This is a genomic window from Ruegeria sp. B10, assembly GCF_056539825.1.
On the sequence record NZ_JBQFVP010000007.1, the window covers coordinates 1 to 20,680 of the forward strand.

Annotated in this window: 14 protein-coding genes and 1 pseudogene; 3 read left to right on the forward strand and 12 right to left on the reverse strand. The window is 55.6% G+C overall.

What is annotated here, in order from left to right; genetic code table 11:
• Nucleotides 1-97: 97 nt before the first annotated feature.
• The 7 genes from ACR0J4_RS10835 to ACR0J4_RS10865 form a co-directional block, all read right to left on the reverse strand.
• Complete coding sequence (locus ACR0J4_RS10835; protein WP_480668531.1) at nt 98-703, reverse strand: FAD-binding protein; 606 nt, start codon at nt 701-703, stop codon at nt 98-100.
• Nucleotides 704-765: 62 nt separating this feature from the next.
• Entirely contained in the window at nt 766-969 is a 204-nt protein-coding gene (locus tag ACR0J4_RS10840; RefSeq protein WP_480668533.1) for an FAD-binding protein, read from the reverse strand.
• Nucleotides 970-973: 4 nt separating this feature from the next.
• Nucleotides 974-2,644 carry a thiamine pyrophosphate-binding protein gene (locus ACR0J4_RS10845; RefSeq protein ID WP_170556703.1) on the reverse strand — a complete coding sequence of 557 codons (1,671 nt, stop codon included), beginning with the start codon at nt 2,642-2,644 and terminating at the stop codon, nt 974-976.
• Nucleotides 2,645-2,684: 40 nt separating this feature from the next.
• Nucleotides 2,685-5,096, reverse strand: a complete 2,412-nt coding sequence (locus ACR0J4_RS10850; RefSeq protein WP_170644440.1) for an FAD-dependent oxidoreductase — start codon at nt 5,094-5,096, stop codon at nt 2,685-2,687.
• Entirely contained in the window at nt 5,096-7,492 is a 2,397-nt protein-coding gene (locus ACR0J4_RS10855) for a GcvT family protein (protein WP_170556701.1), read from the reverse strand. The genes ACR0J4_RS10850 and ACR0J4_RS10855 overlap by 1 nt, the downstream gene beginning before the upstream one ends.
• Entirely contained in the window at nt 7,489-8,778 is a 1,290-nt protein-coding gene (locus ACR0J4_RS10860; RefSeq protein ID WP_170747300.1) for an aminotransferase class III-fold pyridoxal phosphate-dependent enzyme, read from the reverse strand. The genes ACR0J4_RS10855 and ACR0J4_RS10860 overlap by 4 nt, the downstream gene beginning before the upstream one ends.
• The gene (locus ACR0J4_RS10865) at nt 8,775-10,319 is read right to left on the reverse strand and encodes a trimethylamine methyltransferase family protein (RefSeq protein ID WP_170644438.1); all 1,545 of its coding nucleotides are present in this window, start codon (nt 10,317-10,319) and stop codon (nt 8,775-8,777) included. Before ACR0J4_RS10865 ends, ACR0J4_RS10860 begins: the two co-directional genes overlap by 4 nt.
• 107 nt (nt 10,320-10,426) lie before the next feature.
• On the opposite strand from ACR0J4_RS10865, the gene ACR0J4_RS10870 reads away from it, so the two are divergent.
• Nucleotides 10,427-11,293: a LysR substrate-binding domain-containing protein gene (locus tag ACR0J4_RS10870; protein ID WP_170644436.1), complete on the forward strand. Its 867-nt coding sequence runs from the start codon at nt 10,427-10,429 to the stop codon at nt 11,291-11,293.
• 570 nt (nt 11,294-11,863) lie between these two features.
• Here the strand turns inward: ACR0J4_RS10870 and ACR0J4_RS10875 are convergent.
• Both ACR0J4_RS10875 and ACR0J4_RS10880 read right to left on the reverse strand, forming a co-directional pair.
• A pseudogene (locus ACR0J4_RS10875) lies at nt 11,864-12,325 on the reverse strand (GFA family protein); the annotation flags it as partial.
• Between the two features lie 720 nt (nt 12,326-13,045).
• Nucleotides 13,046-13,933 (reverse strand): LysR family transcriptional regulator, encoded by an 888-nt coding sequence (locus ACR0J4_RS10880; RefSeq protein WP_170644434.1) that lies wholly within the window; start codon nt 13,931-13,933, stop codon nt 13,046-13,048.
• A 144-nt stretch (nt 13,934-14,077) separates the two neighbouring features.
• Here ACR0J4_RS10880 and ACR0J4_RS10885 point away from each other — a divergent pair, with 144 nt between their 5' ends.
• A complete protein-coding gene (locus tag ACR0J4_RS10885) occupies nt 14,078-14,926 on the forward strand; it encodes a TauD/TfdA family dioxygenase (protein ID WP_170644431.1) in 849 nt (282 codons plus the stop codon).
• A gap of 202 nt (nt 14,927-15,128) precedes the next feature.
• On the opposite strand, the gene ACR0J4_RS10890 is transcribed toward ACR0J4_RS10885, so the two are convergent.
• Both ACR0J4_RS10890 and ACR0J4_RS10895 read right to left on the reverse strand, forming a co-directional pair.
• Entirely contained in the window at nt 15,129-15,740 is a 612-nt protein-coding gene (locus tag ACR0J4_RS10890) for an SOS response-associated peptidase (protein ID WP_480668537.1), read from the reverse strand.
• 1,062 nt (nt 15,741-16,802) lie between these two features.
• Nucleotides 16,803-17,300, reverse strand: coding sequence for a hypothetical protein (locus ACR0J4_RS10895; RefSeq protein WP_170551932.1), 498 nt, complete (start codon nt 17,298-17,300; stop codon nt 16,803-16,805).
• A gap of 105 nt (nt 17,301-17,405) precedes the next feature.
• Here ACR0J4_RS10895 and ACR0J4_RS10900 point away from each other — a divergent pair, with 105 nt between their 5' ends.
• Entirely contained in the window at nt 17,406-19,538 is a 2,133-nt protein-coding gene (locus tag ACR0J4_RS10900) for an adenylate/guanylate cyclase domain-containing protein (RefSeq protein ID WP_170642527.1), read from the forward strand.
• Nucleotides 19,539-19,676: 138 nt separating this feature from the next.
• Here ACR0J4_RS10900 and ACR0J4_RS10905 read toward each other — a convergent pair whose 3' ends face one another.
• Nucleotides 19,677-20,603 carry a DMT family transporter gene (locus tag ACR0J4_RS10905; RefSeq protein WP_170551939.1) on the reverse strand — a complete coding sequence of 309 codons (927 nt, stop codon included), beginning with the start codon at nt 20,601-20,603 and terminating at the stop codon, nt 19,677-19,679.
• Nucleotides 20,604-20,680: the final 77 nt, after the last annotated feature.

Genomic DNA, 20,680 nt, shown 5'->3' on the forward strand with positions numbered 1-20,680 from the left:
GGAGCACTTCTTTCACGTCTTTACGAGCGCACGCGCATCGCTTCCGGAATTCATAGACCCGACCTTTGATTGAATGGTGACTTTGACTGCAGAGCGGTCATTCAAGCAAGTAGGAGTGTTTCTGAAAGCCGTCGCCGACATCAAGATCTCCAAATTCGGGTGCGTTGTAGTCCCAGCCAACAGCATGGCAGCCAGACCAGTTCCCATAGGTCGAAGCACCGATATCTATCGCCATTTTGATGCCTTCGCCGGTGTTAAAGCGGGAACCTCGCACGCGCGCCATCTCCCATCCGGGACCCAGATAGCGGGTGCGCATCTCGGGGCTGGCTTGAAAGCCACCCGCTGCCACGACAACGGATTTGGCGCTGACGTCCTCAAGTTGCCCCTTGTGGCGGACCTTGACGCCCGTCACCGCATGGCCGTCTGTCAGGATTTCCACAGCGCGGGTGTCATAGCGGATTTCAATGCCAGAGGCTTTGGCGATCGCGGTATGGGCATCAACTAGGCCCGGACCACCGCCCCAGCTTTCCAGTGTCAGCCCGCCCCAAAACTTGAACCGTCCATCCACCTTAAAAGCCTGACGCCCATAGATGGGTAGAAACCGGATGCCCTTGCCGCGCATCCAGTGCATGGTCTCCCTCGATGACCGCACCAATCGCTCGCACAGGGCAGGGTCGGTGCGGAAACGCGTGACGCGAAACATGTCGTCGAAAAATTGTTCTTCGGTATAGGTGCCAAAATCGGTGATGGCGATCTGGTCTTCGCTCAGGTCAGGGCAAAGGGCGCGGATGTCTTCGACCCCGTATAGGCAAAGCGGATCGCACCAGCGGTGTATCGAGAGTTGCCACCATTCTCCGCCTCTGGGGCGCATTCCAGCATCAAAACGCTTGCGCCTTTTTCCCGAGCCGCATGTGCGGCGCAAAAGGCCGCATTTCCAGCACCGATGATCACAGTGTCCCAAGTCGTCATATGATCAATCCTCCTTTGGAGCTTTGAACAGATCCTTGCGCAGGGTCATCAGTGCGCCGGGGTCAGTTTTTGCCTGAATGACGGTGGTCTCACCGTTTGCTAGGGCCTCTTTCAGGGCAGGCCCCATACCGCCTGGGCCATCGACCCAGATACCTTTGCCGCCGCAGAGTTCGGCGAATTTGTCATAGCGCGGAGATTGGATTTCAGCGCCCAGCAGGCGACCGCCGTAGAATTCCTGTTGATAGGCTTTTTCCGCGCCCCATGCCTCGTTGTCGAGGACGATCAGAATGAAAGGCAGTTTGTGCGATATGGCCGTCTGGATTTCGATCATCGTGTAGCCAACCGCACCGTCGCCCATCAACGCGACAACCGGGCGGTCGGGCGCGGCGGCCTTGGCACCGATGGCAGCGGACATGCCAAAGCCCACCAGCCCGAAATCAAGCGGCGTGATCAGCGACATCGGCGCGTAATGCGCCAGACGGTCGGCGGCTTGCAGACAGGTATTGCCGGTGTCGAGAGTGACAATGGCATTATCGGGCAGGGCATCGCGGATCTCGGCCAACGCGCGGCGGGGGTGCATCGGCAGCGTCTCAATCGCGGCTTCCTCGGCCCTCTCAGCCCAAAGGCTGTCCATATCTGCCCGGAAGCTGTCGCGCCATGCGTCGCAATTGGGCTTTGACGCGGCAGCGGTCAGCGCCTCGGCGGTCAGCCGGGCATCACCTTGCGCGGCGATCTCAGCCGGGAAATAGCGACCCACGGCAGAACCTTCGATATCGACATGGGCGATGCGGGTCTCTGCCCCCACATAATCGTTGCTGTGGAAGGTGGAGTTAAAGCCAAGGCGCGCGCCCAGCACGACCATCACATCCGCCTCTTTCGTCAGGCGCGAGGCGACGCGGTTGCCACGCGGACCGGCTTGACCTGCGAACCACGCATGGCGGTGGCGCATCACATCCGCATGGCCGGTCGAGGCGACGACGGGGACTTCCAGCGTTTCAGCCAAGGTCGTCAACGCGTCGCGTCCAGCGCCCCATTTGAAACCACCGCCTGCGAAAATCACGGGACGTTCGGCATTCGACACCAATTCGGCAATCGCAACCACATCATCCGCCGCGGCGGGGCCTGGTCGGGCAATTTGCAATGGCTTGGGGTCAATGGCCGGGACATCTGCGGAAAACAGATCGCGGGGCACGTGCAGAACAACAGGGCCGCGTCGACCCGTGTTGGCCAGCCGGATCGCGTCTTCCAGCATGGGCGCCAACCGGGCCGGATCAGTGACCATGACGGAGCGTTTGGAGATCGGGGCGAACAGGGCGACCTGATCGACCTCCTGGAACGTATCCTTGGCCTGATCGGCGCGGGTGATGGCCCCTGCGATCACCACAAGCGGCGAATAGGCCAACTGCGCCTCGGCCACCGCTGTCACGATATTGACCACACCGGGTCCGGCTTGCGCACCCAGCACGACCCCCGGCTTGCCAGTAGTACGTGCCCAGGCATCGGCCATATGGCCTGCCGCGCGTTCGTCGCGGGCGCCGACATAGGCAATCTCACCGCCTTCGTACATCGCATCGTAAAGTTCGAGCATTGAGCCGCCCAAGAGGCCGAACACCGTATCGATGCCATTGGCTTTCAAAACGCGATAGACGGCTTCGCCGCCATTGATCGTGGTCATGTCTGTTCTCCTGAAAGCGGATGTCTGCGCATGGCGGTCACTAGGCCTCCGATCTCGGGTGCAGGTTCTGTGGGTCGAACAGCGCATCGGGATACACGGTCGTCGCAATCTCGCGGTTCAGGATCTGCACCTTGAGCCCGTCATGCGGCGTGCCCTTGCGGACAAAGAGCCAACCAAGTGACTTGCCGATGCTATAGCCGTACCCACCCGATGTCGTCAGGCCCACGAGCTTACCCTCTAGTAGGACGGGTTCGCCGCCGTGGATGTCGATGTCATCGGAATGCAGTTCCGCATAAAGCAATTCCCACGTCGGACCGCGCTCCATCAACGCTGTACGGCCCACAAAGTCGCGGTTCTCGGTCACGACGAAACGTTCCAGCCCGACATCGAACGGGCCGATATCCGTCGTTAACTCACCGCTTGCGCGATAGGCTTTTTCCATGCGCAGGCCGTTGAATGCGTAGCTGCCCAGATCGACCAGCCCATGCTTTTCGCCCGCTTCGAACAGGGCATCGTACATCGCCCCGATTTGATCCAGCGGCGCGTGCAGTTCCCAACCAAGTTCACCAACAAAGGACACCCGCAGCATGTAGCAGGGCAAGCCTGCTATCGCGACTTCTTTGCCCGAGAGCCACGGGAAACTAGCGTTTGACAGATCCACATCCGTCAGCTCTGCCATGATCTTGCGCGAGGCTGGACCAGATAGCGCGAGCATGCCCCAATCCTGCGAGCGGTTGATCATCTGAACGTCTTCGCACTGGCGGATATGGCTCTTGATCCAATCGAAATCCGGGTTCGACCGGGCGATGGGTGAACCGGTGAAAAAGCGGTCTTCGGCGATGCGCCAGATCGTGATCTCGGTCTCGAACCGGCCCTCTTCTGTCAGCAGGTGGTTCAGGCTCATCCGCCCATCGCGCGCCGGGATTTTATTGGCCGACAGGCGGTCGAGCAACGCGCCCGCGTGCTTGCCAGTAATCTCGAACTGGGCAAAGGCGCAGAGGTCAATCACACCCGCCGCTTCTCGCGTGGCCTTGGCTTCGCGGATGGCATTCTCGTGCCAGTTTTGGTGACCCCAGCCGATCTGTTCGACCTCACCCACCTCACCGAAATAGCGCGGGCGTTCCCAGCCCGCGATCTCACCAAAGACTGCGCCCTTGGCGGCCAGCCGATCATAAAGAGGATGCCGATTCAGGGGACGCAGACTGTGGAATTGCTTGCCTGGGCAGGGTGTATCGTGGCGACGCATGAATTCGTCCTTGGTGCGTTCCACGATGAAACTATCGTCGGCGAATTTGCCGTACCGGCGCGGGTCAAAGCCGCGTGTGTTGATCTCGCTTTCTCCATGCACCATCCAGTCGGCCAGCACCTTGCCCGCGCCGCCACCCCATGCGAGCCCGATGGATGAACCGCATGAGAGCCAGACATTCGGCGCGCCAGAGGGGCCGACGAGCATTCCACCATCCGGCGTATGCGTGATCGCACCGCGCACAACGCGCTTGATGCCGAGGTCTGCGAGAATGGGCATCTTTTCTAAGGCGACCATCAGGAAGTCTCCGATGGAATCGTAATCAGCCTCAAAGAGCTCATTCTCTGCCGCCCAGGGCGCGCCTTGCGGCATTTCCCAAACAGTGGGGCAGACATGGCCTTCGTAGATGCCAATCAGGCCGGATTTCTGTTCCTGCCGGATGTAGCCGCCAAAGGCGTTGTCCCGCATCACTGGCAGTTCGGGGCGGTCGAGAAATTCCGGCACCGTGTCGGTGACAAGATAGTGGTGCAAGCAACTGACCGAGGGGATTGTCAGCCCGAACCATTCCCCCACCTGATTGGCATAGGACCCCGCAGCGATAATCACATGTTCAGCCAGCACGTCCCCCTTTTCTGTCCGCAGCAGCCACATGTCACCCTTGCGACTGGCTCCCAGTACCTGATTGTGTCGTTCGATCTTGGCCCCTCGCGCGCGCGTTGCGGTGGCCAGTGCCATGGCCACGCTGGAGGGATCGATATGCCCGTCTTCAAAGGTCTGAATCGCTGCCTTAACGTCATCAACCTTGTAGAATGGGTTGCCCTTGGCCACAGCTTCTGGCCCGACAAGCTCCATCGGCAGGTCAAGCAATTTGCCCACGCCCATGATCGACTTCATCCAGTCGACCTCATCATCGGTGGTGGCGATGCGGAAACCGCCAACCTCGTGCCAACCTATGCTTTGGCCGGTTTCCTGTTCGACCTTCTTGTAGGTGTCAATCGAAGTCTTGTTGATCCAACCCATGACCCGGCTGCCCACCGCATGGGCAATCTGCCCGGCTGCATGCCAGGTCGAGCCACTGGTCAATTCGGCTTTTTCGAACAGGATGGTATCGGTCCAACCCGCTTCGGCAAGCTGGTATTGGGCCGCAACACCCATGATCCCGCCACCGATGATGGCAACGCGGGTGGTGCGGAGCGTGTCTGACATCAGAACACCTCCTTCGCGGGTTTGAAGGAAACTTGAGCTGTGAAACGGTCGCAGGCGATTTCAACCTCAAACCCCGGCACGGTGTCTTCGGCGGAGAGCCGGTCCAGTGGTGCGTTGATCATCGCGAGTGCAACCGAGCGGTCAAAGCGGTAGCTCCACGCGGCCGAAGTGATCTGCCCGACAACCTGCCCGTCAAAGTAGATCGGTTCGTCATGTATCGGGATCGCATTTGGATCATCAAAGAGCAGAGAAACGATGCGCCGTTTGGGCACATGATCTTTCAACGCGTCTTCCCCGACAAACCCGGTGCCTGTGGCGTAGAACGCGCCCAGCCCGGCTTCATGCGGTGTGGTGCCGGGGGTCAATTCGTGGCCAAGGGCGCGAAAGCCGCTTTCGATACGTAAGCTGCCGCTGGCGTAAAGCCCGGCATGTGTGGCTCCGGCATTAACCAATGCCTCATGCGCGGCCATGGCCATGTCGGAGGGGATGTAGAGTTCGTAGCCTTCCTCACCGGTAAAGCTCAGCCAGCCAGCCCAGCCGCAGGCGAGGCCAATCTCAACCGGCGCAAAGCCAAAGCGTTTGATGGCGGGCAGAGGGCTGCTGCTGGTGGCTTGCAAGACCTCCCGAGCCTTTGCCCCGGCCAGGCCGATGATGGCATAGCCGCTGGTGACATCTGTGAATTCGACCCGGAATTCGCCCTTAGTGTCGCGCATCCGTTTCATGTCGCGCACAACCTCGCCTGCGCCGACGATCATCAGATAGGTCTCAGGCCCATGGCGCTGAACGGTCAGGTCGCTTTCGACGCCACCGCGCGAATTCAGGATTTGAGTGTAGGCAATGCGCCCCTCGGCGATGTCCATTTGCGCGGTGCAAAGGTGGTTGAGGAAGACGCAAGCATCCGGCCCCTGCACCATGATCTTGCCAAAGGCCGATTGATCCAGAATGGCCGCCCCTCTCCGGCAGGCCGCAACCTCGTGTCCCACCGTGTCGCGCCATTGCGGTGCACCGAAGGTCAGCGGCAGATGTGCGTCCGCGCCACCAAAGTGCACCGCCCGCTCCCAGCCGCCGCGCCCTTCAAACTGCGCGCCAGCGGCCACCAGACCGGTATGGATCGGCGACCGACGCTGGCCTCGTGCGGTGCCCATCGAACGCCCCGGATAAGGATTGTCATAATGGCGGCCCAGCACTTCTGGAATACGCGCCTCTAAAGCGCCCAGCACGTTCATCTCTGGACTGAACCGACGGATATCGGCCTCGTTCAGTTCCATTGTCGGTTCGCCGGCGATGATCCATTCGGCCATCGCCTTGCCCGCGCCGCCCGCAAGCGCGATCCCGGTGGAGTTCATGCCGCCCATCAGGAACAGCCCGGGCACGTCGGGGCTTTCTCCCAACATGAACTGGCTGTCGAGCGTGAAGCTTTCCGGCCCGTTCAGCAGCATACGCACTTCGGCTTTCTCAAGCGCCGGGATGCGCCGCAGGGCGTTTTCCATCATAGGCATGAAATGGTCCCAATCCTCGTCGAGCAGATCAAATGAAAAGTCGGCGGGCAGGTCTTTAGTCGAGATGCCCTTGGCGTGTGGCTCAAATGAGCCGACCAGCAGCCCTTCAACGTCATCGCGGGCATAAAGGTAGGCATCCTGATCGTTCAGTGTGGGCAGATGCGAGCCTTTGCCCAGGGCCTGCACTTCGGCCAGCGGTTTGGTCAGGATGTAGAAATGTTCGCAGGCATAAAGCGGCATGTGCGCACCCGCCATCGCTGCCACCTCGCGCGACCATAGGCCAGAGGCAATCACCACCTCGTCGGCTTCGATCAAATCCGCGCCGATCTCAACACCCGAAATGCGCCCGCCTTTCTTTTGAAGGCCCGTGACGCGCGTATCCTCGCATATCTGCACACCCCGCGCCCGGGCGCCCTTGGACAGGGCCAGCGCCACATCCGACGGATTCACCCGCCCATCAGCAGGCGACCAGACCGCTCCGATCACATCGTCGGTTTCAATCAGCGGCCAAAGCTCTTTCGCGCGCGCAGCATCGACCACTTCGGCCTCAAGTCCAAAAGCCCGACCTAGCGAGACCTGACGTTTGATGTTTGTCAGACGGTCGGGATTAGTGGCCAGCGTCAGCGATCCGGTCTGCGTCCAGCCTGTGGCCTGTCCAGTCTCGACTTCCAACTCGCCATAAAGGTCGATGGAATAGTTGATCAGTTTCGTCAGCGTCGCTGAAGGCCGCAGTCGCCGCACCAGACCAGCCGCATGCCAGGTGGTACCCGAGGTCAGCTTGGAGCGTTCCAGCAGCACGATGTCTTTCCGACCCTCGCGGGCCAGATGATAGGCAATCGAACAACCAATTACACCACCACCTATGATCACGGTGCGGGCCTGAGAGGGGAGGTTCATGTCAGTATTCCCTCGCGTGTCATGTCCGTGAGGGTCTTGGCAAAGGCCTCAAGCGCTTCGTCAATCAGGTCCGGGGTATGTGCGGCTGATGTCAGACCCGAGGTATAGGACATGATGTCCACCCCATGCGAAAGCATGCCGTCCCGATAGCCGCTGACCACCGCTTTGGACAGGCCTCGGATTTGCATGGGGCTGAGCCCGTCAAGCGTGTCCTGCCCGAAATAGACATGGATGATCGAGCTATCGCCATAGGCTAGCCCCTTGACGCCCTGTTCCGCCATCCGGGCGTTCATCCCGTCGCGCATGCGTCTGGCCATCGCGTCCGCGTGGTCCTGCGCCGCTCCATCGGCGAGGTAAGGCATGGCTGCACACGCAGCCGCTGCGATTAGGGGGGAGGCGTTGAACGTGCCCTTGTGGCTGACCGCCGGGGCGATCCCGTCGCGTTCGGTGGCGTTGTTCATCAACTCCATGATGTCCGTACGACCACAGACCGCGCCACCGGGCAGACCGCCCGTAGCAATCTTGGCTAGCGTGGTCAGATCGGGCACGACCCCGTCCCGCGCCTGCCGCCCACCGGGGGACCAGCGGAAGCCGGTGATAATCTCGTCAAAGATCAGCACCACGCCTGCAGCACGGGCCACATCGTGCAGCGCCTTCAGGGTTTCGGTGGCGAGTGGCACAGAGCCGTAGTTGGCACCGGAGGCCTCGAATATCACAGTGCCAATCCGGTCATCTTCCAGCGCTTTGGCCATCGCATCGGGATCGGCAGCGCAGACCTGCACCAGTTCGGTGACGGGTACCGGCACACCCAGTGACGGCGGCGCGTTGCTGCCCGGTTTGGTTCCCTTTAGCGCGTGGTCATGCCAGCCGTGGTAATGGCCATCAATCCGCAGCACATGATCTTTGCCCGAATAGGCTCGCCCCAATCGCAATGCCAACATCGTGGCCTCGCTTCCCGAGGCGGTAAAGCGGGTGCGTTCGGCCGAGGGGTAAAGCCGGTTGATCCAGTCGGCCCACTCGATCTCGAACGCATGGCAATCGGCGGCAAAGATCGCCCGTTCGGCTTGCTTTTGCAGTGCATCGACCACAGCAGGGTGGCTGTGGCCCAGCAATTGGGCGGCCGAACCCATCTTGAAGTCAATATAGCGGCGCCCTTCGATATCCCACTTTTCAGCACCCAGCGCCTTGTCGATGTAAATCGGATGCGGGACACGATAGCGCAGTTCGTGGCTGACCCCACAGGGGAGGGCCGCGCGGGCCTGTTCGCTAAGGCGGAGATTACTCATTCTGACCGCCCAGATCCGGCCCGCGTTAGGCGGATGTCAAAGCTCGCACGCAATTTATTGTCCAATGTATCAGAGATATGCTTCGGAAAGTGGCTGCGCAGAATCTCGCGGGTTTTCTCGCGCGCAACATCCCCGATGGGCTTGGCGCCATCCTCCTCCCATTCGCGGGGCGTCCGGCGGTCACCGATCTCGGGGTAGAAATAGTCCGATTTCATCCGTCCGAAGGTGTGATGCTCACCCAGGTAATGCCCCGGCCCTTCGCAAACGGCCTTGATGACATCTGCTGCGATGTTTTCCGGAGTCGCCTCAATCCCTCGAATTGTACGCAGGAGATTTCCCAGAAGATCGTTGTCACTGACATAGGCAGCGTGGCTAACGCCCAGCAGGCTCGACATCATACCCGCCGCCTGAGTGACAATATTGGACCCGGCATGGGCTGCCATCGCCACCGCAAGGGATTTCTCGGCTCCGTATTGCGCATCGAGGCATTTGGCATCGGTGATCCCGGCAATCGAACTGGTTGGCAAATTCCAATGCCGTCCCATCTGTGCCGCGCCTGCCATCAGAATGGCTTGTTCACCGCCGCCACCGCTCATGGAGCCCGTGCGTAAATCCGCGACGAGTGGCTTGGGTGCAAAGATCGCTTTGACATCCGAAGCCACCAACCGCGCGAAGACCAGTCCCGCCAAGGTCTCGGCCACGGCCTGCACAAGAGAACCGGCGACAGTGGCAGGGCTGGTCGCGCCAGCCTGACCCGCGCTGATAAGCTGAACGGGAAAGCCCGCCAGTACCGCACGTTCCAGCACCTCGCAGGCTTCTTCGGCAAAGCGCATCGGTGGCACTACATGACAGACCATGACCGTCATAAAGGGGCGTTCGCGGAAGGCTTGTTCGCTTCCGGCGATGGCATAGCAGAGGTCTGCGATAGCCTGCACATTCTGCGGCTCGGTGATCGAGATCGAGACATGTTTGGTCGTCCCAGCCAAACAGGCGTAAGCCGTGTTGAGATCCATCGCCGCGTTATCTTCAATGTCGCGTGCGACAACGGACCGGCTGAAATGATGGATATTGTCCATCCGGTCCACGATGCGGGCGGCATCGTAAAGGTCTTGCAAGGTGCTGTCGCGGTAAGCATGCGTGTCCAGATCAAACACACCGGGGGCCGCACCGCCCGTGGACATATGGACCCGAGTCCCTTCGATTTTCAGATCGCGTTCGGGCGTTTGCCCACAGAGTGTAAATCCATGCTGCGCCCCATCAATCGCCCATCGGACGAGCTTTTCAGGAAAGAGCAACCTCCCTTCCTTGGTGTAGCCCCCCCCGGCTTCGGTGACTTTTTCGATCATCGACGGAATGGCTTGGCTCAGGCCTAGCGTCGCCAATAGCGAAAACGCCGCTTCTTCAACCAGCTTCACTTCATCCGGCAACAACGGTTTTAGGCGTCCACCAAGGACACCGGGCCACACGGGGTGAATCACCTCGTCCTCGGTGGGTTGCTTTAAGCGGTCTTTGCGACCTCGGCGGCGGCGGGCTTCAACCATGAACTCATGAGTATTGTGTTTCCTCGACTGAACATTCGCAGCTAGAAGTATAGTTTACAAAGGCGCCTTTCTCATCAAAGGATGAGTAAAACTAATGAATGATTGTCATGAAACCTTCGTTACCAGCCCTCCGTGCCTTTGACGCTGCTGCTCAGCACGGCAGTTTTCGAGCGGCGGCTGAGCATTTGTCGGTGACTGCGACCGCAATCAGCCACCACGTCCGCGGTCTTGAAGATCAGTTGGGCACCAAACTTTTTGTGCGCAACGGACGGGATGTCGCTCTGACCGAGGATGGCGCAAGATTGGCAAAGGCCACAGGCCAGGCATTCGGGATACTTGATGATGCCGTTCGAACGCTCCACCGTGGTACGCGCAAGGTCGTGCGTCTGGCTGTGGGGCCAATTTTCACGGCACGTTGGCTGATGCCAAGGATGAGCGAATTCTGGCAAGCTCACCCAAATATAGAACTCGAATTTCTGCCATCCATCGAACCAGGTGCCTTTGCCAACGAGACCGTCGATATCGTCATCCGATGGGACCGCATCGAAGGATCGGACCCTAAGGCAACCAAACTGCTAGAGTTGAGCCCTGCAGCCATTGCATCCAAGGCCTTCATCGAGGCGCATCCCGGCATTTGCCATCCTGACGATTTGAAGCGCTTGCCGCTGCTGCATCAAAGAAATCACTGGGGGTGGCTAGATTGGTTTGCGGCGATGAATGTCGCGGTCGACTCGCCTCTGCGGGGACCAATTTTTCAGGACGCCAATACTTTGCTAAGGGGTGCTGCTGATGGACAGGGCGTGGTGATCGGCTGGCCGCCGCTTATTGACCAGGATCTTGCTGAAGGTCGTGTGGTCCGCCTATTTGACGAGGATATCTCCCCAACCCATGGATATTTTGTCGAAACGCGCGACGGCCATGCGTACCGAGCAGAGGTGCGTCGGGTCGTTGAATGGCTGACGGGCGGGGCGTGAAAGGCAGGCTTGTATTGGCACTGTCGTCAAGCAGAAGAACCCCCGTCATGTCGCCAGTCGTAGCGACGAAACCGCAGGAAGCTACCTCCGCTTCGCGGACATCGCATCAATCCGCGTCTAGGTGCGTCATTTCTCGCTGCGACTTAGAAACAAATATGCTCCAATTGCCCAGGATAGCCAGTTTCTCCACCGCCACGTAATATTGTGAGGTTAGCAGATGCAACGATTTTCATGCTGCGTGCGCACGTAGCGCAAAATCAGAGACTTCCGCTGTGGGCTCTTTCTGGGCTTTCTCTGCACCTGAGACCAATGGCTGATATCACTCTGCTCCAACGCGATGGAAAACCTTTGAGTCGCAAAAGGCAAAACTAGTGCATCGAGGAAAATCCAGTTGATTCAAAATCAATGACTTGGCCGCGTGCCAATGGCAAAACTATGAGTCGCCCGACAGTTTTACTGTAAGGCGACACATAGTTCTGCCACCAGCGACAGAACCTTGCCATTTTCGCCTCACTTCCTTCATCTAGCACCTAAACCGATTTCATTGATCCTGACTTCCTTTTGGGAAAATCAGGGCTGATTTGCAGACCAGACGCCGAAGGCGCCTGTTCCTGCTGATCTGCCACGTGGCGAACGCGGATGGGGGCGAGACAATGCTATTCGACAATAGTGGTGCGGCCCGCAGGCGTATCCGTCTGGGTCGTTTGGGGTCTGTAATAATGTGCCTTCAAACGCGTCGAGATCATCAGTCATTCGCAACCAAGGCAACTTGCTTTGGTTGTTGACGTGAAAAGACGGTTTGAAATTTTCCGAGCTTTCGAGCGACGCAGCATAGAGGTGCATACCACCTGGATAGTGATCGGCTTCGAACCCAATTGGTGACCCGCAAGTTCCACAGAAGTGCCTAAAAACGACTTTGGAGCTTTCAAAAGTGCGTGGTTTATCACCAGTCCATTCAAAGTTTTCTATCGGCACACCGAACCAAGAAACCACCGGCGCGGCGCAATTTCTACTGCAGTCATCGCAGTGGCAAAAGCATGCCCATGTTTGATCACCGTGGTAGACCCAGCTTGTTTAACTACACAGACAATAACCACGAGTCGCCATTCGTTTTTCTCCTAACCTCCCGAAGCATAAGAATCTGGTATTCTTTAGGTGGACTTTTTGGACGTTTCATCAGCAGAAAACGTCGAAGTTCATGGTCAATTCGGGCTCGAAAAAGACGTCCGACAGCGATGGTTGGATGGCTGGTACTATGTTCATCGGGAACCCCTCAAGCGGCGTCTGAAACCTCGCGAGGCCGAGGTGGGGATAGTTTAGCGCACGCGAGGCCCCACTCAGACAGCGTTTAAAGCCGTACAGACTAAACTGGTTCAACGTCACTCACTACCGACGAACCAGCAACTTGGGTACCTTACTCTTGGACCGCAAGTGACTGTAAAGTTAAAATGTTAGATGACAAAGGCAGTCCGCTTTTTGCAAGGGATACCAGCGAACTAGAATGCAAACTAAGAGCGTCAATGCTGTTCTTCCGGTCGTACGTTGCCTCTACATCCCTGAATTTAACGTGCGGCTAGTGTCAAAGATACTTTGGAGAACAGCACAACGACATCGGATGAGTGCTCTCTGTAGGCTCGAAGCTGTTTTTCTCCAAATTGCATGCCAGTGACTGGCCCAAGCCCAATTTTGACTTCCAGTTTTCTTAGTTCAAGTGTTCGAAAACATCTTGTGGATACCAAATGGAGTGCCAACTCACGAATAAACCCGTTGGCTATCTGCTGCTTCCAATAGCGCCACCGTAACTGCGTCGACCATTTTAGTGTGAGGCGATGGGGTCATACTTGCCAAACCAACAATGCGCCTAGGTCCGTTCTGTTCAAGGGGGATCCTTTTAAGACGCAAGTGGTCATATGCAGCTAAGCGGCTGTCTGGTATGATTGAAACGCCAAGTTCAGCGGCCACCATACTTGAGATTGCTTCAAGGCTCTCTAGTTCCATAGCGTCTTTGACTTCAATGCCTTCTCTTTGCAGCCAAGTCTCGATTTGCCTTCCTACAACCGCATCACGCGTAAAACGAATAAACGGTGACGCACCAAGCAGTTCTTTCGGAGGTACATCTTGGGTGTTTCCCGAGACAAGCAGTACCAATTTTTCGGATACAATTTCAGAGAATTCCAACGTGTTTGGCAGAACATCTGGTCGGGAAATGATCGCCGCTTGAATCTGCCCGCGGTCTAACTGTAGCAAAAGCTGATTAGTCAAACCTGGAACAATCCGTACATGGATATCCGGATGCACGGATTTTAGTCTCGCTAGCGCAATCGGCACTAGTCCAGTCAGGGTCGTTGGAACGGCACCCAAAGTTATTTCACCAAAGAGTTCGTTGTTCGACTTCACCCTTTCCGCCAAACCATCATATGCGGCCACCACCGCAACAGCCTCTCCCACGCACGTTAGCCCGGTATGAGTAAGTTTGGGCGATTTGGATGATCGGTCAAATAATTCGAGCCCCAACGTGACCTCCAGATTCCGCATCTGGTGACTGACCGCCGAGGGGGTTAGATGCTCAGCCTCTGACGCGGCACGGAAGCTACCATGTCGATGAACTGCTATTAGAGTTCGCAGTGACCGAATGCTCATTCCGATAACCTCTCTACCGCCTAATCCGTGATCGATATGTGAAAGTTTTTCATCAATTAGTCAAAGAAATTTCGTTTTTGTTCATTTTTATTGGTGTGTACCTTGCGCATAGCATGCCCAAAGAAATCAAACCCAGAGGTGCTTATGGTTGCTCCCAAATCCAACGCCTATACTTCCATCGTTGCCAAACCCTTCGCTCCAAACCTTGGCGTCGAGATCTACGGAGTCGATTTGAGCCAGCCTGTGCCTGACGATCAGTTTGCTGAGATCTGCGACGCCTTTCACACCTACCAGGTGCTGTTCTTCAAAGAGCAGAAGGAAATACCGCCTACGCAGCACATCGAATTTGGAAAACGTTTTGGACCGCTTCATGCGCACCCTGCGGCCCCGACAATGGAAGGATATCCAGAGATATTCGAAATCCATGCAACGAAGAATTCCAAAGTAGCCAACGGTGAGTTCTGGCACTCTGACGTCTCTTGCGACGAGACGCCGCCCCTTGGAACTATGCTACAAATCCATATCGCCCCTCCCTGCGGCGGGGACACCATGTTCAGTGATATGTATGCGGCCTACGACGATCTTTCTGAGCCGATAAAAAATATGATCAACGGACTATCCGCGCTTCATAGTTCAGAGCATATCTACAAAGGCCGCTATAGCGACCGGGGACAAAAAGACAGCGATATTGATTGCCCCGAAGCAGTGCATCCGATCGTTAGGACTCATCCGGAAACGGGCCGTAAATCGCTTTTTGTGAACCGAACATTTACAACAAAGATTTTGGGCATGTCAGACAAGGAAAGCGATGCGATCCTCAACATGCTTTTCGAGCATGCAGAGCAAATCAACTATCAAATCCGGTTCAGGTGGTCGCTCAACGACATGGCCTTTTGGGACAACCGGTGCTGTATGCATCGTGCTATCTGGGACTATTGGCCCGCAGAGCGTAAAGGTCGACGTGTGACCGTGAAAGGCGATAGACCAGTTTAGTATCGACCGAACGGAATTGCTCTAGCCGAGTTCGCTATACGGGAAACATGTCAGCGACCAAAGGTTAGTTGAACTTCCACTTCGGGCTCTTTGCAGACATCTACGCCAGTTTGCCTATGGGACACGATTTTCACGGCTATTTTCCAGCGGGATCCGATTTCTCGCGCTCACCAGCTCGAACAATACGCATTTCATCTGAATTTTAGAGCTTCACCAGTTCAAATACATCATCCGCGTTGCCATCCATCCATTGCTCATAGTCCTCCGGCTTGAGGATAGCGGGCATTCTCTGCGGGTGTATGGGCTTTACCAGTTCATTGGCCGTCGTGGTGATGACGGTGTAGGTTTCAACCTCCTCGGGCCCGTCCTTGCCCTGGTATCGCGAGGTTTGCCACATACCCGCAAATGCGAGTGGCGGGCGGTCTTCATCGCCCTTCAGGGCGAACCAGTGGTAGGTGGCAGGGTTTCTTCCTTGGGCCTCACAGAACGAACTAACCGGAACGAGGCAACGCCGCTCCTCAAAGCTCTGTTTCCACAAGCCGTTTGAGCGCACCTTGTCACCACGTGCGTTATTCCAGGCACCCAGTTGGATAATAGCACCGGTTTTCTTTGACTTCTTTGTCGTACGAAATCCCCAATTCAGCGAGACCAGCTCACGCTTACCTTCGTCGCCTTTCCTGACCACAGGGGCTAAGTGCTTTGGGTAGATGGCTGCTAATGGTTCTGCATTCCCCAGCGTGTCGAGTTCAACGGTCACGTCAAACAGTTGGCGCATTGCTGTGGCTGGGATGGTGTTGGAGTAGAGGTTGCACATGGCCCCAAAGGCTACGCACAAGACCAGAGTTGGACAAGGTTGTGCGTTTTGGCGTCTTCGATCGCCCTGCGAGTGGATCGCAGCAAAATACGAATTTCCACTAAAGCTGTCTTTATCTTGAAATCTTAAGGGTCTTGGTGATGTGAGGGGCTGGTCGAGGGGGTAAGGACCAGCCCCTTTTTCTCACCCGTGAGTGAGTGGAGGTGTGTGTAGTCTGGCTTACTGTGACACCAAAGCTGTTTGGTTGAAATTGGGGAAACCCCGTATCGCCCAGTTTTACGGCGAAACGATTTGTTTCTGGGTCCGAAACGGAAAGTTCCACAATGAATCGTGGACACAATTTCGCCACAATGCGATCCTTTGACCGTGGGTGACATGCTTGTATTTAAGAACGTTCTGGTTTTTCCGACTGGATGTGAGGGGGTTAATTGGTTCGGCGTGTCACCCAACGAAGCCCTCAAGCAACCACGATAGCATTGACGTGCCTTCCGTAACGTAAGCAAACTTCCCACGCCTCTTTCACCAAACTGTCATAATTCAAACATTCAGATTCGATAGCGGGTAAGTGCGGCGCGTCTTGAATGGGGTTTGCGATTGTAAATGAGGGGGTACGAGTTCGGCGCGTCGTACCTTCCGCCAATATAGCTACTTTCAGTCAACGACGAGTCTCTGATACTGGTGCGTAGGCTCAACGACAACTGAATGAGCGCCCTATGGTTTTTAGAAACTCCGAACTGAACAATTTTGACCGATCCGGGCAGGCGTAAGATGCTACGCCAACAAACGCGAGACCCCATGTGCGGCCCGCTGGTGTTGCTGTCCTCATACTTGGCAACGCCGAGAAAAAGCCTGAACCCTCGGGCGTCGAAAATGCTACCCATATATGCAGGTCCCCCAAATTTTTTGGAAAGGGTCGCATTGGCTAAAAAATGATATGCAGCTTCGTCAAATCGAGGGGCCTTACGTGCGCGGGCGCATGGCCCGTAGGCACAAACCCAAGCCTCCAAACCTGACAGCAGCTACGTGATGGTCAGAGACTACTCGTCGTCATCAAGAATTGCCTCAATCACCTTCTCTTGAGCCAATCTCTCTGGAAGGCGGACTCTGATGTCTTTTTAGCTGCTGTGGTGGATTGACGCTTATGCTGACAGTTCCGCTGTGGGTATGTGTAATGCTGACACCATCTGCTCGTCCGAAGGCTCGGTCCTGAGCTAAAGCCAACAAGGCGAATTGTTCCGTGCCAGAGAGTTTTCTCGATACAAATTCGCCGTTCCCATCAATGCGATTGAAGAGTTCATCCATCGACAATGGATCGTTCAACCGTTTAACAGCGGTTTCGCCTTTCGACTGAGGCAACTTTCTCATCTCGGGGTTCAGCTCGGGTCGGCCACCCGGATTTCCGGAATGACTAGGCTTGAAGAGCGGTGTTGGCAAAATGTCCCGCTCTGTTCTCAGAAAGTGAATGCACCAAGCAATAACTATCTGTTTTTTAAATAATTCGGTTTGAGTGGCGTTCGGTTTGGGCGAGCCAAAAGCGCCGAAGAAGCCAAGAAAGAACAATAGTGCCAGAACTTTGTGTCGTCAGGTAACAAAGTGCTCAAGATACTCATTTGTGAGGCAATGAGCGACTGGACTTCTATTGTTACATTTTGACTAATTAAGGGTATGAAAGTACGTCTCCATATCGGCGTTGCGACGTTATTCACGTTCCTCACGTTAGCCGTAACAACCATGCTTGTTGCCATTCTTTATTTTGGCAACAAAGAGCTCGCCATTCGTACAGCGAAAGAGCGGATGGCCGAGGCCAGAAGTCAATCAGTCGATGAGATGCTAACCGTGATACGCGGAGCGGGAAGTGTCGTATCTTCTGCATCCGTCTTTCTTTCCAAATTTACGGACTATGCTGGCTCAAGTGCAGGTTTGGACGTGCTCTATTCGCAGATGCAAGGCAATGAGCACTACTATGGCTTGTATTTTGGCGAGGAAGAATCCGGAGATTTTTTTCAGAATATAAACCTCCCACCACACTGGAAAACTTTTGGAACGAGCGCCTTGCCTGTGCCGGAAGGAGTAGATCGCGTTCAACGGATAATTTCCGAACAATTTGGCGAGCGGGTCGAGACTTACTTTTGGTCGGATGGCCGTTCGTTGGCCACACCATTTCTTAGTGGAACCACTGTCTACGATCCTCGAACACGCCCTTGGTATCGCGGGGCGTTGGAGCAAAGCGGCGTTTACGTTTCGCCGCTTTATCAGTTTGAGAGCACAGGGCGTCTAGGTGCAACGTTTTCAAAAACCGTTGTTGACGACGAAGGTAAATTGCTTGGCGTCGTTGCGCTCGACATCACAATATCGGCTCTTTCGCAAATTCTAGATGATATCAGGATTGGCGATCATGGTTTGGTTTTCATGCTAGATCGCGAAGGTCGCCTACTTTCGTACACCAGCACGCGGTCCGAAGGTGGAGAGCCGCGCTTCGTGAATTCCAATACGAACGAGTCAATTGAAGGTCGTAGCCAAATTATTGACAGTGTCATTGATAAATGGCGAACCAGTCAGCAGGATTTTTTCCGCATAGCTCCAGCATCCGATGAAAGAAACTATATCGCATCTGTGATGCCAATCCCTGAAGTCTTCGGTGCCCAACCTACGCTCGGGCTCATAGTGCCGGAAGATGAGTTTATCGGAGAAATAAAAAGAAACACCACTCGCGCCATGCAAATCGGCGTACTTGCTTTGGTTCTGGCTGTCTCATTTACCTTTGTTGTCGCCCGTCTGTTGAGCAAAAATCTTGTGCGCGTGGCAACGGAAGCGAGAAAAGTCAGTAACTTTGAATTGAGTGAAAACTTGAACCTGAAATCAAATATTCAGGAAGTCGCCGAACTCGGGGCTGCCGTTGCGAGTATGAAAGCTGGATTGTCGAGTTTCGGTGCGTTCGTACCGAAGGAGCTGGTTCGCTCTATCCTTTCAAAAGCAGAGAGAATTAGCGTTGGCGGAGAGTCGCGCGACGTGACACTTATGTTCGCTGACCTCAAAGGCTTTACGCGCCAAACCGAGGGGCTTGAACCCAAAGTTCTGATGCCTGCTTTGTCCGAGTATTTCGAAGCGATGGAAAAAGAGATATCCAGTAATCAGGGTACCGTGGATAAGTATATTGGCGATGCCATTATGGCTCTGTGGAATGCTCCGATCGATGATATCGATCACCCTGTTCATGCTTGCCGAGCAGCTTTGGCTTGTTTGCAGGCTGAGGCGAAACTCAATTCTGGTGACGAAGCGTTACCATTACGTCCGTTGCACACACGTTTCGGCCTACACTCCGGTCGCGTAGTGGTCGGTAACGTCGGGTCTCTCTCAAGATTGCAATACACTGCGCTCGGCGCTGCCGTTAACTTTGCTTCCAGACTGGAAGGGTTGAATAAAGTATACGGCACAAGAATTCTCGTATCGTCGGATGTGGCCGTTCATGTCGAGAGCAAGTTTGTGCTGCGCGAAATTGACTTTGTCGTGCCTGCCGGGACTAGTTTTCCTAGTCGCATCTTTGAACTGGTAGCGGAAAAAGATGATGAGAGTGGTATTTTGGTGAGCGCAGCCAAAAAACGCGAACTCGAAGAATGGCGTGCATGCTATGACCTGTATCAGTCTGGAAAATGGACTGAAGCATTACATGCCTTACAGAGGCATCGAGAAATCGCAGCCAACAAGCTTCTTGTAGATGTCTTTGTCGAACGTTGCAGCAGTTTGGCGTTTGAAGCTCCGGCCGATTGGGATGGCGTTTACCGTTTCGAGAAGAAATAAATGAGAAGCATGGCAAACTCTCGCCCCGATGGACCTGAGACCAGTCATGCACTCACAATCAAACTGGACCAGTCAAATCAGGCCAACCGAAAATGGGCATTGTACTAATGCCGGCGTATGTCGCCTTCGAACCCAATACTACCGCCTCGGCGATTTTGCGAGCACGGTAGATACGGTGCGCGTCTTTCTACTTCTTGTGATCGCGATTGCGCCCAGCACTAAGGCACATGCAAAAGCTTGAGGAAAAGTGATGGCTTCGCCAAAAGCAAGATATCCCACGGCAAACATCGTGGGCAATTCGATGCTTCCTACGACCGCAGTTTGGGAAGCTCCAATAACAGGTGAGCATATCGTGTAAATAAGCTGGGGCACGAAAGCTGTAACCAGACCAATACCAACAATGAAAAGCCAATCGGATTGTTCCCTTGGGAGAAGCTCTCCAACCTCAGCACCAAGTATAAGCGGCGCGAGGCCCAGTACAGACCCCAGAGAAACTGACGCGATACGTGCCAACGGCGCAATCCGTGACAACCTGTGTACCAGGACGCAGATTCCGAAGCCAAACCCAAATGGAGCGGCAAGGGATAGCAGCAGCGTTGGTAGGTGTTTTGTAGCCACTGACGCAGGCGAGCCAGCAATGACAGCTGCCACCACAATCAGACCAGCGGCCAACATGGCGCGTCGCGTGGGTGCATCGCCAAACACAGCCCAAGCAATAACTAAGGTGAACACCGGATAGGTCATGTAAAGCACACCCACTGTCGATGCGGGCAACTTCTCCAGCGCCATTACATACCCGATCCAACCAAGTCCCATTACGGCGCCAGCGGAAAGACCCCAAGTGATCTCTCGCCATTCTTTTCGGTGCACGATGAGAACAGGAAGCAGAAGAAGCGCCGCAACAATGTAGCGGTAGAATGCGACCGCATAGGGTGCGACGCCCTGTTCGGTCAGGCTGCGGCTAAAGTAGGGAACCAGCCCGAAACAGATTGAAGCAAAAAGAACACCGATAGCGGCGAATGCGTAAGGGATGGGCGTTTGATTTCGCGCAGATTTCGTTGCCATGATCAGGAACTATCACGCATTTGTATCTTCGTCCTTAGAGATTCTACGAACGAAAGCTATGTAGCAGGCACAAGTTC